The following is a 16,757-nucleotide window of genomic DNA, read 5'->3' as shown; positions in this document are numbered from 1 at the left end:
GCGAAGCCGGCCGACAAACGGCGGCTATCGCGCGTTCACCGATACGGAGCGCCACATGCCGCAATCCCCCCTTTTGCCACCTCCCGCGCGCCTGGCCCTGACCATGGGCGCCATCGCTTTTTACTTGATCTCCACAGCGCCGATCGCGGGTGCGGAACCGAGCGCCGGCCAGCCGCATGATGCGTTGGCTGCAACGCACATTGGCCTTTATCCCGGAACCGATTTCCGCGTCACGAAAGCCAACTGCAAAGACTGCCCCGTCTCCCCGCAAGCGCTGTGGTACTTCGGCGACGACACCGTCGCCGTCGCCGGCAAACACGCTGTCGGCTCCACACCCCATCTGCGCGCGCAGGACGACGTCCGCGCCTGGCTGGCCGCCACCTCCGCCAAGGCCCAAGGCAAGCCGCCGCAACTGCTGTGGATCGGGTCTCCGCAAATCGCCGAAGGACGCCTCGCCGGGGATGCGGCATCGCTGATCGGCGCCGGCGCCCACGCCGCGCTACCGGTGGCGCTGACCGCCCGACTTGCCAGCAACCGCTCGTACTTCGACGCCGGCAGCCGGGCCTACTTCGCCGGACGCGAGATGAAGGCGCGTGGTGTGCTCAAGGATGGCACCTTCCACGCGCGCACCTTGTGGCCGAAGGACTACGCCATGCCAGCCCTGCCCCTCCTGTCCCCGCTGAAGAACGGCGAATCCATCGAAAGCCTGGTGCGCATCGACGGCGGCGGCGCGCGCGAGCCGTTCTCCGCGCGCACCCTGTGGCGGCGCGACGGCGCCGGCGCCGGCCAATCCTCCCTGGCCGGAAAACCGGCGCTCGCCTTCATTCTGAACGGCGCGCAGGGCGACGACGATGAAGCCTATGGCGGCCACTTCGCGGTGGCCACCGGCCGCTTCGATCCGCAAGGCGGCTGGGACAACTGGCTGGTCAACAACTTCTACAACCTCGGATCGGTCAGCGAAAAAGGCATCATCGCCTCGACCTTGCCGATGGACGCCTACATGGCGGACTTGAACAGCGGCCAATCCTGGTATCGACCTTCCTACATGCTGGTCGCCGTCATGAAAGACCAGCGGGTACCCGCACTCTATCAGGAGGCCATCAGCCGCGTCTTCAACCACTTTTACAGCCAGGATTTCCACTACCGCCATGCGGGCGCCAACTGCGCCGGCATCAACGTCGAAACGCTGCGCACCCTGGGCTGGGAAATTCCGCGCCTTGGCGGCGAAAGTCCGCTGAAAGCCGCCGTGGCGCTACCCTATATGGCCCTCAAGGAGATCAGTCTCGCCAGCGGTCAAAGCGCCTACGACTACCTCAAGACCGAGCGTACGGAATTGATGCCGTTCGTCGCCTTCAACACGATAGGCGAGGATATGTTGAACCGGCTGACGAACAAAGGTGGGGCGCGCAGCACGATCGAAGCACAACTGGCGGATGACCTGGAGGCGATCGTCTTCGTGCGCATTCCGCAGTTCCCTTCCTCCCGCGCATTCGGCTCCGATCCGGTGATGTCGCTGAGCGAATATCAAAAGCGCGCCCCGGCCGACCGCGCCGACTGGAAAATCATCCCGGTAGGGCCGCGCGACTTTCCGGCGTCGATGAAAAACCCGCTGGCGCCGAAGGAAAAGCGGCCGCAATCGGTCAGCGCGACCTACGTCATGGCGGCCTGTGTGCTTTGCCTGTCGGGAGGCATCGTCCTGGCCTGGCGCAGAAGGCGGCAAAAGGTACGATCGCGTACAGACATCTGAGCGGCGGCCGGGTAAACTCGCGGCACAACGATTAAAGAACCCGAGTCATGACGCCAGCCGCCCCGTCCCATGCCAGACCACTCCGACTGCCGGCGCTTGCCGGCTGGTTGCTGCTGACGTTCGCCTTCGCCGCGATCGGCGCCTTTGCATCGGCGAAGGCTGGCGCGTTCTACCTGCAGCTCGACCGGCCGGCATGGGCGCCGCCGGCCTGGCTGTTCGGCCCCGCGTGGAGCTTGCTGTATCTTCTGATGGGCATCGCCGCATGGCGGGTGCAGCGCACCGACGGCCAGGCCGGCGTGCGGTCGGAGATGACGCTGTATGTGGCACAACTGGCTTTGAACGGGCTGTGGACATGGCTGTTTTTCGCCTGGCGCCAAGGCGCTTGGGCGTTGGTGGAGATCCTCGTGCTATGGCTAATGATCGCCGCCACGATCCGCGCCTTCGGCCGTCGCGACCGAATCGCAGGGTTGCTGCTGGTGCCATATATCCTGTGGGTCAGCTACGCAACGGCGTTGTGCTACAGCATATGGCAACGCAACCCATCGGTATTAGGGTAAAAGCGACCATACACCGGGACATTCGAACACCACGGAAACACGTAGGGCGGATTAGCCGAAGGCGTAATCGGCCAAGAGCCGCCGAGAACAGAGCAATAAGTGCGAAAGAGCTCCCCGTTTGCGATACCACAACCGCCATAGCTACTACCGGAATAGGCTAAGTGACTCTCCCAGGAGACTCACATGTCAGAGTACAAACGCCTATATGTTGATGGCGGCACATATTTCTTCACCCTCGTAACCGCGCGCCGCGCACCGGTATTCTCTGCGCCCGAGGCCCGGCTGATACTTCGCACAGCCCTACAAAAAGTGCGCCAAAGGCATCCTTTCGAGATCGTGGGCATGGTGGTTCTGCCCGACCACTTGCACGCGCTCTGGCGTCTGCCTGCAAACGACTGCGACTTCTCATTGCGTTGGCGCCTGATTAAAACCCATATGACCCGCTACGCGGGGCACGGAAAACGGCTCTGGCAACACAGCTACTCGGAACACGCGGTCCGCGACGAACGCGATTTGTGCAACCACCTGGATTATTTACATTGGAACCCCGTCAAGCATGGATTGGTTGAGCGGGTACAGGATTGGCCGTGGTCGAGTTTTCATCGTTATGTCGCGGCAGGGGTTTATCCGCCTGATTGGTGTGGGTCGCGTGAGTTGGCGGATTACGCCTTCGGCTAATCCGCCCTACGTGTCTCCGGGGTCCGGTAGCGTTCCTGGCCCCAGTGGCCATGCGCATCCTACCGTGTCGTTTCCATCGTTCGTCCCGCCATGATACGATCTGCAAAAAGCCACGAGGAGACGAATGAAGCACCAATTTCTGGCCATCGACGAGGGCCGCCAGCAGCTGTCGCTGATCGACACCACCAATCCCCGCTACGGCTGGACGCGCAGTCTGGCCGACTTCCCCGCCGCCCGCGACATGCAGCGCATCGGCCCGAACCGCGCCCTGGTCGGCTTCGAGCGCGGCTTCTTCGAACTGTCCATCTCCTCCGGCGAAGTGCTCTCCACCTGCGACCGCTGGGACAATGTCACCTCCGCCCGCCGCATGGTCAATGGGGCCATCTTGGTCACAGGCCATAACCTCGACGGCACTGGCGGCATCAACGTGCTCACCCTCGACCGCGAGTACCGCCAGGTCTCCAGCGCGCGGCGCGACGGCGACTATGTGCGACTGATGCGCACCACCGATCTTGGCACCTACCTGTTCTGCATGAACGACCATATTCTGGAAACCGACACCTCGCTGATCGCGCTGAACGCGATGCGCGCGCCGGGTTTCGAGCACGCGTGGAAGGCCGAGCGCATGGCCGACGGCTCCACGCTGGTGTCGGCCGGCTACGGCGCCTTCATGGCGCGCTTCGACCGGCGCGGCAATCTGATATCGACTTTCGGCGGCGTCAACGCCATGCCCGAGGACGTGTCGCCGTTTTTCTACGCGACGTTCCAGGTGCTTGACGATGGCCGCTTCATGGTGGCCAACTGGCAGGGCCATGGTCCCGAAAACGGCCACAAAGGCCGCCAGCTGCTGGAGTTCAGCGCGGCCGGAAAGCTGCTGGACAGCTGGTCCGACCCGCACAAGATATCCTCGCTCCAGGGCATCCTGATACTCTGACCAGTCAAGCCACCCGCCGCACCTCGAAATTCTCGACTTTCTGGCGCGACTGCGTGGTGCGGAAGCCGAAATAGCCGCCGCCCGCCAGCGGTCCGGGCGCCGAGAAGAATTCGCGGTCGTCGACATACAAACGCGTCCCCCGGGCGTCGACCACGATCCGAATGCGATAAGGGTGATTGGACTTGAGCAGATACTCCGGCGCCAGGTATTCCTGCAGCAGATTGCGATCACCGCTGCCGTCGTAGTAGCGGAAGCGCGACGTCGTATTCGTATTGCCGCCTATGCCGGCATAGAACATCGGCACCTTGTCGTATTCTTCCAGTTTGCCCGAACGGCGGAACGGCTGGGGAGCCTCGCCGCCCGCCAGTTGCGCCTCCCAGAAGAAGTTCAGATCCGACAAGCGCTCATGCGCTTTACCCTCGGCCAGCACGGTGCGCGTGAAGCTGATCTCATAGTGGCCGATCAACTGCCTGCGCAGCCAAACCGTCAGGCCACGGCTGGCGTCCAGCACCAGCGCGCGCGATACCGCCTGCGCCGCCTTGCCGGCGTCGCCGGCCTCCGCTTCCACCGCCCAGGCCTGCGGATCGAAGCGCTGGAAGTCGTCCTTGTAGACCGTGGCACCGGTCGCATCGAGCGCCATCATGCCCAGCGCGCCAAGCCCCCATTGGGCGATCGCATTGGTCGAAATCCTCGGCGCCTCTTCCACCTCCGTCAGCACAATGGGGGGCTTCACGCGGCGCGATACCATATCCTTGTCAACCAGGCCCGCCCGCCCCTCGTAAAACTGCGCCCAGGCGCGCTTGAGCATCGCGCGATCCTGCCACTCCACCGCCGCATAGGCCAGCAGGCGCGCGTGGCCCTGCCCCAGATTCAGCTTACCGAGATCCTGGCCAAGTTCCGCCTTCTGCTCACTTGCGCTGGCGTTATACAAACGGCAGTAGCGCAGCCACGCGTCGCGGAAGGCCGGCTGTGGAACGGTGCGTATCAATTCGCTGCAAATCTCCGGCAGCCCGAAGACCGCGCTCAGATGCGAGACATCGACCTTCTTCTCCCGATCGATGACATACGCGCCGGTGCGCAGGTCCATCACGCCGCCACCGGCGAGGAAGCCGAGCGGCTGCGCGGCGATACTGGCCATGCTGGCCAACAGCTTGTCCCGGTACTTAGGTTTGCCGCTGCGCTCCCACTCGGTGAACCAGGCCGCCGCCACCGCGCCCCAATCGGTACCAAAGGCGACGCTCGCATAGTTTTTCGGATCGTCCGTCGGCGCCACCTGACCGATCTTGCGGCCCGGGATGACGGTGCGCAGACGTTCCACCGCATCGACCTGCTCGGTCAGCAGATCGCCGATCCTTTCGTCGGCCGTCAGGTAGTACATGAAGCGGCGGTTGACGGCGGTCGAAATGCGCAACTGCTTGGCGCTGTCGCCCCAGTGCTGAACGCTGTGGCGCGAACCGAGCGGCGCGAACGGGCCGATATGGTGGACATCGACCTCGCCGGTGTGGCGCGTCATCGCCTCGGCCATGCGGAACACGTCGGCGCGGCCGCTGTGGAGGAAGTAGTGCCACAACCAGATATCGGTGCTCAACTCCGAGTTGTCCCAGGCGTAGCCGCCCACGTCATAGCGCCAGACATGACGCTGCTCGTCGTAGGTGTGCATCACATCGCCGTAATCCCAAAAACCATACCATTTGCGGTACTCGACCTGGTTGCGGTAAAAGTCGAAGCTCCACGCCAGCTGCTTTTCCAGCTTGGCCGCTTCCGGCGACGGACGTTCCTGCGCGGGACTCCAGTATTCGCTGAAGACGCCGGCCCGATACAAGCGCGCGGGGGAAGCCAGTAGCTGGGGCGGAGACTGGATGCGGCGGCTGATGGCCACCAGATCATCGGCCGCCGGCGTCGCCGGCAGCAGCTGCCATTCCAGCTCGCTGGTGCGCGCCACGCCGTATGGCGTGCCGAATTCCGGCTCGTAGTCCTCGTAGGTGATGTCGAGCGCCGCGCGCTGCTTCTCGAACGTATCCTCGCCCATGCCGTCATGGTAGAACCGCAGATCCATCGCGGCAGCCTTCGGCGCCCAGAGCCACATCGTGACCGTGGCGAGCGAGGTTTCCGCACCACTGATATCGATCTGGCCGGGATAACTTTGCCAGAAATTGCGCACGCCGAAAGCGACACCGCCATCCGGCGTGCCGACATAACCGGTGCCCGTGGCGCGCGCGCCGCTGGCAGCATGGATCCAGCCATTACCGGCCTTGGTGCGCTTGCTGATCGAGAATCCGTCCGGGTGCGATTGCAGCAGCGTGTAGTGGCCGAAAGCCGGAATGTAAGGCAGGCCCTTGGTCACCGCCGCAGACATCTCCTTCAGCGGAACCGCGCGGCCCGACAATTGGGCGTCGTAGACGGATTGTCCGGCATCGCGGCGCAAGCCGGTCAGGCCGCGCACCGCCTCGCCGAACACGCCGCCGTTATCGCCAACGAAGCGGATGTGACGGTCGTGCAACGGGCTGGCCAGCGGCACGCCGAAGCGCAGGCCCACGCCGCGAATATAGGCCTTGGCCGGGTCGGCGTCGTACACCAGCGTGTGGAGCAGGCGAACCGTGTCCGAATTCTTGTAAAAGTAGAGGCGAACCACGAACGGCAGCAGCCGGGCGCCATCCGCGTGCAGGTGGCTGCCGTCGACGCGGACCACCGCGCGCAGCGGTCCGTTCTGCTCCAGCGTCACCTTGTCGATGGCGCCGTCGTACGAGCGGCGCGCCGCGCCCGCGGATTCGTCGTCGATCGAGTCGTCCACCAGCAGCACCAGCCGGCCGTCGCGCAGCAGCGGTTTTCCGGATCGCTTCATCGCCGTCACCAGCACGGAGCCGGAGCGGGGAAGCACGCATTGCAGCACGCCCGTATCGATGTCGATGCCGCCCGATCCGTCCCTTGCCAGCATCGCGCCGGGCGCGGCGGCGTTGGAGGCTTCCGCGCCGATCAGCGGATGCAGCGTATAACCGGCTTCCGGTTTGCCGCCGCCGGCGTCCGGCGGCAGCGCGTGCGCCGACCATTTGAGCGTGCCGTCGGGCCAATAGGCCAACGGCCAGGATTGCACGGCCTTCACGCGCCCTATGCCGCTTCCCGCGCCGGCGGCCCCACGCAACTCGAATGCCGCGTTCTTCGGCACCCGTCCCTGCGGCCATGGCACGCCCCAGGTCGCGCCGGTAAAGCTGGCGGGAGCGCCCTCGAGCCAATGCAGGGCCGTCTCGGCGGCCGGTGCGCCGACGCCCTCACCGGAACCCGGACCCTCCGCAGCCAGCGCCTGGCCGGGCAACACGTCGGCCAGCACGGCGACGCCGCCCGTCAGCAAAGACGCCAGTTTAAGAAATTGACGCCGTTCCAGTGTATCGCTCATTTGCCGCCGCTCCGTACTCAGTATTTGTAAGCCAGGGTCGCACCGATTGTGCGCGACTCGCCCAGCCAGCCCCAGACCGTTCCGTAGTCGCCGCTGGAGAGACGGCGGTAGTACGTTTTGTCGAAGGCGTTGTTGACCCAGAGCGAGGCGCTCCAGTCGCCGCGTTGGAGCTTACCACCGGTGCCGGCCGAAAACGAGGCCAGGCCATAACTACTCACGCGGGTGAGCGAAGAATTGTCCACCGTGCCGTACATCCAGCCACGATAGGAATAGCGCGCGCCGACGAAGTTGTTCAAGCCATTTTCGCCGCGCCAGCTATAGCGCGCGCTGGCGTTCCACGTGACCTTCGGCGCGTTGAACACGCGCTGGCCGGTCAGGTTGCACGACGGCGGCGGTTTGGGCGACAGCGTCACCTCCGGCGCGCAGCGCGCGTTGTCGTAATCGGTGTAGGTGGCGTCGTTATACACGGCGGCCAAATCGACCTGCAGATTGCGCGTGAGCTCGGCCCGGATGCTGGTCTCGGCGCCGCGCGAACGGAAGCTGCCGGCGTTCATCAGGTAGGTCTGCTGGTCGTCCGGATTGTAGCCCTGGGTCTGGAAGTCGCTGATCTCCGTCAGGAACAGGTCCGCCTTGACGGTCACCTTGTCGTCCCACAGCGAGCCTTTAACCCCCAGTTCGGCGGTCCTGGTCTTCTCCGGCTTGATGTACAGCGAGTCGTTGCCGGCCTGCCGCGCCGCGCCGGCGGAGACGTTCAGGCCGCCGGACTTCTCGCCGTAGGAGCCGGCCAGATAGGTGTTCCATTCCGGCGTCAATTGATACTTCAGCACCAGCGTGCCCGATGGCAGCTGGTGGTATTCCTTCAGATTGCCCGAATTGAAGGGAACGCGGTTCAGGCGCACGAACTGGCCGCTCTTCTCCTCATAGTTGAAACGCAGACCACCGTTCAAATCCCAGCCCGGCGCGATGTGCCAGGTGCCCTGTACATAAGGCGACAGCATATGATCGCGCAACTTCCCGAAGCGGATCACGTCCAGGTTGTTGTAGGCCGCCGAGGCGTAGTAAACACCGGCCAGGGTGCCGGCCGCATAGCGCGTATGCGCCACGGTGTCCAAATTCTGGCCCAAATAATTCAGGCCGGCCGCGTAGTCGAAATCCTCGCCGATCGGGGATTCCAGGCGCAGCTCCTGCGACCACGTATGGTCGCGCACCTGCGTGCCGGTATTGTTATAGATATTGACGCTGAAGCCGTCGGCCATCGTTGGATTGGTGCGGAAGTAGCGCACGGATGTCACGGAGCGCAGCTTGTAGCCGTTGTCGAGCTGCCAATCCGCCACCGCCGACGCGCCCCCCTGCACCACGTGCACGCGGTTTTCGTCGTCCAGATCGATCCGCGGGCCGAATACGATGTTATTCCCGATCACCTTGGACTTCGCCACATAGCCGTCGGTGCCGCTGAAGACATTGGTGGCCAGCAGCACCGGCGTCGGCTTGCTATTGGTGTTGCTGTAGTCCGCGCTCAAACGCAGACGGAACGCGTCTCCCTGCTTGTACAGCAGCTGTCCGCGAGCGCCGGTGCTTGAGCCGCCGTTGAGACGATGGCCGTTGCGGACATTGGTGACCGCGCCGTCGTTATTGCTGTAGACCAGATTCAGGCGTCCCGCCCAATTATCGGACAAGGGGCCGGACACCATCGCCCGTCCGCGCGTGTAACCATTTTCTCCGACCGACACCGTGGCCGATGCCTCCGGCGTGAACGATGGCTCCCGCGTGTGGATATTCAACACGCCGCCGGTGGCGTTGGCGCCGAAGGCCGCACCCTGCGCGCCGCTCAACACCTCGGCATACGCGATGTCGCCCAAGCCATTCCCCAGCATGCCGGCGCGCGCAAGGTACACGTTGTCGACGTAAATCGCCACGCTGCTCGGCATGCCGATATTGGCGTCGCCGCTGGCCTGGCCGCCGCCGTCGCCCACGCCACGGATGGTGATCTGCGTATCGGACGGATCGGTGCTTTGTATAACCAGCCCCGGAATCAGCTGCTGTAAATCCTCCAGTGTCGTCAGGTTCTGCCGCTCCGCCTCGTCGCCGGTCACGCGGTACGAAGATGTCGGCGCGCGCTGGATATTGTCCGTCTCCTGATCGGCGCTGTTACGGCGGGCGCCTTTGACCGTCACGCGCGCCAGCACCTCGGTGACCGGCGTCGCGGCCACGGCGGCAACCGGCTGGCGCAGCGACGTTTGCACAATCGGCGCCTGGACCGGCGCGGTGGAGCGAACCGGCGCCACGGGCGTCGCCGCCCGGCGTATCGTCAGCGTGCGCCCGCCGGTGCTGGTGGCGAGCTCGAAGCCGGTGCCTTCCAACGCCCGCGTGATCGCCTCGGTGGCGCTGAAATTGCCGCTAACGGGGGCCGAGCGGGCCGTCTCCACCAGTTTCGGATCGTACGCCAGCGCCACGCCGCTTTCGGCGGCGATGCGCAAGAGTGTCTTGTCCAGCGGCGCCCCGGCTAGTTGGTACGGCTGGCGCGTGGCGTCCTGCGCCAGCGCGGCCGGCAATGCGAGTAACTGGGTGGCGGCCAGGATGGCCAGCATGTGGTGTGGTTTCTTCAAGACGTGCCTCACAAGAGTGGTTACGCACCTCAACCGAGGCGCTTCACAAGACATGTGCGGCGAGAACACAAAAGCGTCAGCACGTTGCGTAAATATTTTTATTGGAAGCGCGCGATCAGCTGAAAACCGCCACATAGCGGCCGTACCGCGTCAGCTTGACGGGCAACGCGGCGGCCACCTGCCGCAGCGCGCCGTCGATATCGTCGAGACGGAACACGCCACTTATCTCCCGGGTTGCGGCTTCGCCGCTGGCGCGCAGCAGCCCTGCACGATAGCGCCCGAAGACCTCCAGCAGTTCCGCCAGCGGCAGGCGATCGGCGACGAAGACTCCCCGCGTCCACGCGCTGACAGCGGCGAACGACAAGTCGCTGGCCTTGGCGCCATGGCGATCGAAATAGAAAGTCTGGCCGGCCTCGATCGGCACGGCGGCCCGTCCCGCTGGCCGCAGCAGCGCGGTGCCCGCCTTCACCGACACCACACTGCGCTCGCGCAGCCGGCCGACATTGAGAACCGCGCCGCTGGAGACGACGGCGCCGTGCGCCGTGGAGACGGTGAGAATGCCGACGGATTGCGGTAGAGCCTTCAGCAGCAGTTGCCCCTGCCGCAAATCCAGCAAAGGCGCGGCGGCGCTGCCGGCAAGATAAATACGGCTGTCCGCATCGTAGGCCAGCGGTGTGCCATTCGCCAGAACGCCCGCGCCGCGCTCACCCACGGGGCTGCGCCAGTCGGCGTCCAGCCCCAAGCCAAGCGCGCCCTCGCGCGCGCCCCACGCGCCGACGCCCAGCGCCAGCAGACCGAAGGCGGCACGCAATGCCCTTCGTCTTTCTGTCGAAGGCGCCCGCAGCGCATGCGCCATCGCCGCCGACGCGCGCGATCCGCCGCCGCCCATTCGGGCCAGCCGCTCCTGCACGGCGTTCCAGGCCTGCGCGTTGTCCACCGTGGCGCTGCGCCACCTCTCGAAGGCGCGCAGCTCCGCGTCATCGGCGTCGCCTTCGCGCAGGCGCACCTCCCACATCACCGCCTCCCGTTGCGGGGACAATGCCTCCGCCATCACGCGCACTCGCAGCATGCCATCAAGGCCTGTGCGACGTATTTGCGAACCATGCTGACTGATACACCCAGGCGCTGCGCAATCTCCGCATACCCAAGCTCCTCGAACTGGCTGAGGACAAACGCTTCGCGCGCCCTGGCGCTGACGCGCTCCAGCGCCGCGTCGATGCGCAGCAGCTCGTCGACCGCCAGGCACACCTCCTCCGGCGAAGCGTCGAATTGCTCTGGCACCAGCGCCAGCTCGGCCAGATAATCGCGCTCCAGATCGCGTCGGCGCCAGAACTCGTAGGTCAGGCGCCGGGCGATGGTCGTTAACAGCGCGCGCGGCTGGCGGATGTGGCTCACGTCATCGAGGCCCGCCAGTTCGGTGAAGGCAGATGCGGCCAGGTCCTCGGCATCGTTGCGCGAGCCTACCAGCCGTTGCATGCTGGCGGTCAGCCAGCCGTAGCTGCGGCGAAATTCACTGCCCAGAAAAGTGTCGCGCGTGGCGGATGCGAAGGAAACGGTGCTCATGGCCGCCAATATAAACGGGCGGCTTGCGTAATAAAACGAACAATTCCGATCTAGCTTATTCGGAAATCAGCCAACGCTGGATGGTCGCGAACATTTGCTCGACATCGATGGGCTTGGCGATGAAATCGTCCATGCCGGCGGCGATGCATTGCTCGCGCTCGGACTCCATCACCCCGGCCGTCATGGCGATCACCGGCAGTTGCAGACGCAGCTCCTCGCGTATCAGGCGCGTGGCGGCAAAGCCGTCCATCATCGGCATCTGCACGTCCATCAACACCAGATCATAGCGCTCACCACGCAGCAGCTCCACCGCCACCGCGCCGTTTTCAGCCACGGCCACCACCGCCCCGGCCTGTTCGAGTATGCCTTTGGCGACGTTCTGGTTGATCGGATTGTCCTCGACCAGCAGCAGCCGAACCCCGGCCAGCTCCGGCGAAAGCGCCGCCTCCGCGACGCCGGCCACGCCGGATTCACGCCGCGCGAGCGCCGTCTGCACGGCGTCGAACAGGCTGGAAGACGTCACCGGTTTCGTCAGATAGGCCGACGTGGAGACCTCCGCCATATCCTCCATCAGCTTCCCGCGCCCGTAAGCGTTGACCATGCAAACGACAGGCGCGCTGGCATCGGCCATCTGCGACTGGATCGCCCTGATCGTCTCGACCCCGTCCATGCCGGGCATGTGCCAGTCGACCAGCACCACGTCGTAGACGGCGCCACCGCGCAAACGCTCCAGCGCCTCCGGCCCGGACGCGACGCTGTCGCACGCCCAGCTCCAGGCCTCGATGGTCTTGCAGATGAACGATCGGCTGGTGTGGTTATCGTCCACCACCAGCAGACGCAGGCCGGCGGGCGCCGTGCGCGCCGGCACCGACGCCGAAGCCTCGTCGCCGGCCATCATCGGCAAGGTGAAACGGAACTCGCTGCCGGCGCCGGGCGTGCTGCGCGCCTCGATATCGCCGCCCAGCAGTTCGACCAGTCCCTTGGAAATGGTCAGTCCCAAACCGGTGCCGCCGAAGCGGCGCGTGGTCGACAGGTCGCCCTGCGTAAAGGGCAGGAACAAGCGGGCCAACTGCTCCTCGCTCATGCCGATGCCGGTGTCGCGCACGACAAAGCCCAGGGTCAGCGGCAAAGGCGCAACCAGCTCGACAAGCACCGACACCTCGCCGCTTTCGGTGAACTTGATCGCGTTCCCGGCCAGGTTGACCAGCACCTGCTGCAAGCGCAGCGCGTCGCCCACCAGCGCGCGCGGCACATCGGGTTCGACGCCGATGCACAATTCCAGATCCTTGTCGCCGGCGCTGACGCTCATGATCGTCGCCAGCGCGTGCAGCACCTCGTCCAGATTGAAGCGCACCGGATGCACCTCCACCTTCCCGGCCTGCATTTTGGAGAAATCGAGGATATCGTTCAGGATGCCCAGCAGCGACTGGCCGGAGGCCCGTATCATTTCCAGATAGCGGGCCTGCTCCGGCGACAGCCCGGTGGTGCCCAGCAGGTGGGCCATCCCCAGCACCGCGTTCATCGGCGTGCGCAGCTCATGGCTCATATTGGCGACGAAAACGTCCTTGGCCGCGTTGGCGGTCTGCGCCTGCTTCACCGCCGATTGCAGTTGAAGCGTGCGCTGCTCGATCAAGTTTTCCAGGTGATGGCGATAGCGCAGCAATTCCGCTTCGACCGTGCGCAGTGTAGCGATGGCGTCGTCGGCTTCGCGGAAGCTCAGGCGCTGGGGCGACGCCGGCACGCCCCCTTTTCCGGCCAGCCTGACCACGGCGGACGACAAGGCGCTGACGGAACGGGCGATATTGCGCGCGAAGTACCACGCCACGCCGAAGCCGGTGGCCAGCAGCACCAACAGCAATGCGGTGATCCACTTGATCGACGCCAGCATCTCCGACAGCACCACGCTCCTCGGCACGCCGATGACGACGGCCCAATTGCTCGTCACCGAGCGGCTGAACATCGAGTACACGGGAATGCCTTCGAGCGTGACCGCCTCGATCGCGTCCTCCAGTTTGAAAGGCAGCTTCGCCAGCAGCATCGGCGCACCCTTGTGCCCGACGAAGCGGGCCGCTTCGTGCGTGCGCGCGACAACCACGCCTTTCGAATCGAGGATGGCGATCACCCGGTCCGGCGGCAGCCGCTGCTCCTTGAGCACCTGCCCGAGCCGCTCCGGAACGTAGCCGGTCGAGATGACGTAGATGACTTTACCATCGCGCAGCACCGGCACATGGATCGCCACCAACGGCCGTTTCAGCGCACCGCCGATGAACAGGTCGGAGATCAACGGTTTGCCGGTCTCGAACACCTTGCCGATGCGCTGGGCGCTGCCGGGATCTGGCAGCAAAGGGCCGTAGGGCCGCGCGGTATTCATCAACTGCACCGAATCGCGGTCGCTCAGAACGAAGTTAAAGCCGGGGAATTCAGGCCGCAGCACGCTGGAGGCCTGCTTGTAGAAAGCGGCGATGTCGCCGCTATCGAGACTGGGCGAGTTGGCCAGCGCCATCGCCACGGTGACGCCGGTGTTCAGATCCCGGTCCACCGCCTGGATCAGCGCGCGCGCGGTTATCAGGGTGTCCTGCTTGATCTGGGTGCGCTCCCGCTCGTAAAAATTATCCGTTAGCAGCGCGAATCCTATGATGGCAGGCAATGCGCAGGCCCAAACCAGACTGTAAATCTGCGACCGGATGGTTGGCAACGTGGCCACATACCCCTGGTTCCCACGGTCCTGCGCCATAAAAGTCCTTCCTGACCGATGTCTTACTCAGGAAGAAACTTTATCACAACCCCAGCGTGCTCCCCAAGCGCAATACGGCGGCGATGTTGCGCGCCGACACGCGGACATTGCGCGCCGCGTCGGCCAGCGCCTGCTCGACCGTGCACGGACGGCTGACGGCGCCGAAGACGGCGTCTATCCCGTGCTCGTGCACCGCCGCCGCGCCCGGCGCCAGGCAGCCGGCGATGGCGATCACCGGCACACCGTGGCGCCGCGCCACCCGCGCCACGCCGACCGGCGTTTTGCCGTGGATGGTCTGGCTGTCGATGCGGCCCTCGCCGGTGACGACCAGGTCGGCGTCCGCCACGGCCGCGTCCAGGCCCACGGCGGCGGTCACGATCTCGCTGCCGGGCCGCAGCCGCCCGCCCAGGAACACCAGCATCGCCGCGCCGATGCCGCCGCCCGCGCCGGCGCCCGGCACGTCGGCCACCGGCCGCTCCAGATCGCGGGCGATGACGTCGGCGTAGTGGCGCAAGCCGGCGTCCAGCAGTTCGACCATCTCCGGCGTCGCGCCTTTCTGCGGCCCGAAGACGTGCGAGGCGCCCTGCGGCCCGACCAACGGATTACTGACATCGCAGGCGACATCGAACACGCAATCGGCGATGCGGGCGTCGAGCGCCGACAAATCGATCCTGGCCAGCGTCGCCAGCGCACCGCCGCCCGGCGCCAGGTCCTTGCCGGCGCCGTCCAGCAGGCGCCCGCCCAGGGCCTGCAGCATGCCGGCGCCGCCGTCGTTGGTGGCGCTGCCGCCGATGCCGAGCACGAAGCGCCGCGCGCCGGCGTCGAGCGCGTCGCGTATCAACTCGCCGGTGCCGTAGCTGGTGGTGCGCATCGGATCGCGCAGCGCCACAGGCACCAGTTCAAGACCGCTGGCGGCGGCCATCTCGATCACCGCCGTCGCGCCGTCTCCCATCATGCCGTAGAACGCCGATACCGGCTCGCCGAGCGGACCGCGCACGCGCAATTCGACCAGGCGCCCGCCGCTGGCGTCGATCATCGCCTGCACGGTGCCCTCGCCGCCGTCGGCCACCGGCACCTTGAGGTACTCGGCGTCGGGAAAAATCTCGCGAAAGCCGGCCTCGATCTCGTTGGCGACCGCCATCGCCGACAGGCTCTCTTTATAAGAATCAGGCGCTATGACGATTTTCATCGGCACTCCTATTATGTGTCCCATCAACGGTTGACCAGCTTGGCCGGCACACGCAGCACCAGTATCGCACCAAGCAGCATCACGCTGGACAGAATATACAGCGCCACGTCGGTGCTCTGGGTCGCATCCTTGATCCAGCCGACCAGGAACGGGCTGACGAAACCGGCGATCTGACCGAGCGAGTTGATCAACGCAAGGCCGCCCGCCGCCGCCGCGCTGCCCAGGAAGGCCGCCGGCAACGCCCAGAACATCGACAACGCCGCCAGCGCGCCCATGGTCGCCATGCTCAGGCCGGCGATGACGATCACCGGATTGCTGGAAAAGTTGGCCGCCATCGTCAGACCGACAAGCCCCATCAGCATCGGCGCGGTGACGTGCCAGCGGCGCTCGCCGTGGCGGTCGGCCGAACGTCCGGCCCAAATCATGAAGACGGCGGCGAACAGATACGGCACGGCGCTCAGCCAGCCGACCGTGACCGCGCTCTGGTAGCCGAGCGACTTGATGATCGACGGCAGCCAGAAATTGATCGCGTATACGCCCATCTGGATACAGAAGTAAATCACGCCCAGCATCCACACGTTACCGTTGCGCAGCACGTCGCCGAACGACTGGCCGACGGTGCTGGTGGACTGGCGCTGCTTTTCATCGGCCGCCAGCGCGTCCTGCATCGCGCGCTTCTCGTCGGCGCCCAGCCATTTGGCCTGCGAGATGCCGTCGTTCAAGTAGAAATACACGCCTATGCCGAGCAGCACGGTCGGCAGGCCCTGCAGCAGGAACAGCCACTGCCAGCCCATCATGCCGCCCTGGCCGGCCGAAAAGTGCGCCAGCATCCAGCCCGACAGCGGGCCGCCGATCAGGCCGGAGATCGGAATCGCCGACATGAACAGCGCCATCACCTGGCCGCGTTTCTGCGAAGGAAACCAATGCGTGAAGTACAGCACCATGCCCGGGAAGAAGCCGGCCTCGGCCACACCGGTGAAGAAGCGCAGCACGTAGAACGACAATGGCGTCGTCACGAACAGCATGCAGGCGGACAAGGCGCCCCACGCCACCATCATCACCGCGATCCAGCGCCGCGCGCCGAGTTTGTGGAGGATAAGGTTGCTCGGCACGCCGCTCAGCACGTAACCGATGAAAAAGATGCCGGCGCCGAGGCCGTAGACGGTGTTGCTCAACTTGAGCGCGTCGAGCATTTCCAGCTTGGCGAAGCCCACGTTGACGCGGTCGAGGTAGTTAAAGAAGTAGCAGACGAAGATAAACGGTATCAGGTGCCACGTCGCCTTTTTGTACGCCCCCTCGAGGACGGATGCCGCAGGCTGTGGCGCGGCGATGGACGGATTGCTCACTCCAGGTCTCCT

At 65.2% G+C, this 16,757-nt stretch carries 11 protein-coding genes; 4 read left to right on the top strand and 7 right to left on the bottom strand.

What is annotated here, in order from left to right; all coding sequences use genetic code 11:
• The first annotated feature begins 55 nt into the window (after positions 1-55).
• The 4 genes from AC07P1_RS10470 to AC07P1_RS10455 all read left to right on the top strand — a co-directional run bounded on the left by AC07P1_RS10470 (position 56) and on the right by AC07P1_RS10455 (position 3,916).
• Positions 56-1,747, top strand: coding sequence for a hypothetical protein (locus AC07P1_RS10470; protein WP_494695736.1), 1,692 nt, complete (start codon positions 56-58; stop codon positions 1,745-1,747).
• Between the two features lie 47 nt (positions 1,748-1,794).
• Complete coding sequence (locus AC07P1_RS10465) at positions 1,795-2,304, top strand: TspO/MBR family protein (RefSeq protein ID WP_494695735.1); 510 nt, start codon at positions 1,795-1,797, stop codon at positions 2,302-2,304.
• 183 nt (positions 2,305-2,487) lie between these two features.
• A complete protein-coding gene (locus tag AC07P1_RS10460; RefSeq protein WP_494695734.1) occupies positions 2,488-2,982 on the top strand; it encodes an REP-associated tyrosine transposase in 495 nt (164 codons plus the stop codon).
• A gap of 124 nt (positions 2,983-3,106) precedes the next feature.
• Entirely contained in the window at positions 3,107-3,916 is an 810-nt protein-coding gene (locus tag AC07P1_RS10455) for a hypothetical protein (RefSeq protein ID WP_494695733.1), read from the top strand.
• Between the two features lie 4 nt (positions 3,917-3,920).
• On the opposite strand, the gene AC07P1_RS10450 is transcribed toward AC07P1_RS10455, so the two are convergent.
• The 7 genes from AC07P1_RS10450 to AC07P1_RS10420 form a co-directional block, all read right to left on the bottom strand.
• Complete coding sequence (locus AC07P1_RS10450) at positions 3,921-7,307, bottom strand: exo-rhamnogalacturonan lyase family protein (protein WP_494695732.1); 3,387 nt, start codon at positions 7,305-7,307, stop codon at positions 3,921-3,923.
• Positions 7,308-7,324: 17 nt separating this feature from the next.
• Positions 7,325-9,913, bottom strand: coding sequence for a TonB-dependent receptor (locus AC07P1_RS10445; RefSeq protein ID WP_494695731.1), 2,589 nt, complete (start codon positions 9,911-9,913; stop codon positions 7,325-7,327).
• Between the two features lie 115 nt (positions 9,914-10,028).
• Complete coding sequence (locus tag AC07P1_RS10440) at positions 10,029-10,982, bottom strand: DUF4880 domain-containing protein (protein WP_494695730.1); 954 nt, start codon at positions 10,980-10,982, stop codon at positions 10,029-10,031.
• Positions 10,964-11,476, bottom strand: a complete 513-nt coding sequence (locus AC07P1_RS10435; RefSeq protein ID WP_494695729.1) for a sigma-70 family RNA polymerase sigma factor — start codon at positions 11,474-11,476, stop codon at positions 10,964-10,966. Before AC07P1_RS10435 ends, AC07P1_RS10440 begins: the two co-directional genes overlap by 19 nt.
• Positions 11,477-11,531: 55 nt before the next feature.
• A complete protein-coding gene (locus tag AC07P1_RS10430; protein WP_494695728.1) occupies positions 11,532-14,123 on the bottom strand; it encodes a hybrid sensor histidine kinase/response regulator in 2,592 nt (863 codons plus the stop codon).
• Between the two features lie 130 nt (positions 14,124-14,253).
• Entirely contained in the window at positions 14,254-15,399 is a 1,146-nt protein-coding gene (locus tag AC07P1_RS10425) for a glycerate kinase (protein ID WP_494695727.1), read from the bottom strand.
• Between the two features lie 23 nt (positions 15,400-15,422).
• A complete protein-coding gene (locus AC07P1_RS10420; protein ID WP_494695726.1) occupies positions 15,423-16,745 on the bottom strand; it encodes an MFS transporter in 1,323 nt (440 codons plus the stop codon).
• Between the last annotated feature and the right edge of the window lie 12 nt (positions 16,746-16,757).

It is taken from the genome of Duganella sp. GW821-FHT07F09 (assembly GCF_059418705.1).
Note: the sequence above shows the minus strand (reverse complement) of the source record. Positions and strands in the feature narration are given on the sequence as shown.

Bases quoted from the DNA above. Each gene is read 5' to 3' on its own strand.
- AC07P1_RS10470 (WP_494695736.1), top strand. From the start codon at position 56: ATGCCGCAATCCCCCCTTTTGCCACCTCCCGCGCGCCTGGCCCTGACC.
- AC07P1_RS10465 (WP_494695735.1), top strand. From the start codon at position 1,795: ATGACGCCAGCCGCCCCGTCCCATGCCAGACCACTCCGACTGCCGGCG.
- AC07P1_RS10460 (WP_494695734.1), top strand. From the start codon at position 2,488: ATGTCAGAGTACAAACGCCTATATGTTGATGGCGGCACATATTTCTTC.
- AC07P1_RS10455 (WP_494695733.1), top strand. From the start codon at position 3,107: ATGAAGCACCAATTTCTGGCCATCGACGAGGGCCGCCAGCAGCTGTCG.
- AC07P1_RS10450 (WP_494695732.1), bottom strand. From the start codon at position 7,307: ATGAGCGATACACTGGAACGGCGTCAATTTCTTAAACTGGCGTCTTTG.
- AC07P1_RS10440 (WP_494695730.1), bottom strand. From the start codon at position 10,982: ATGCTGCGAGTGCGCGTGATGGCGGAGGCATTGTCCCCGCAACGGGAG.
- AC07P1_RS10435 (WP_494695729.1), bottom strand. From the start codon at position 11,476: ATGAGCACCGTTTCCTTCGCATCCGCCACGCGCGACACTTTTCTGGGC.
- AC07P1_RS10425 (WP_494695727.1), bottom strand. From the start codon at position 15,399: ATGAAAATCGTCATAGCGCCTGATTCTTATAAAGAGAGCCTGTCGGCG.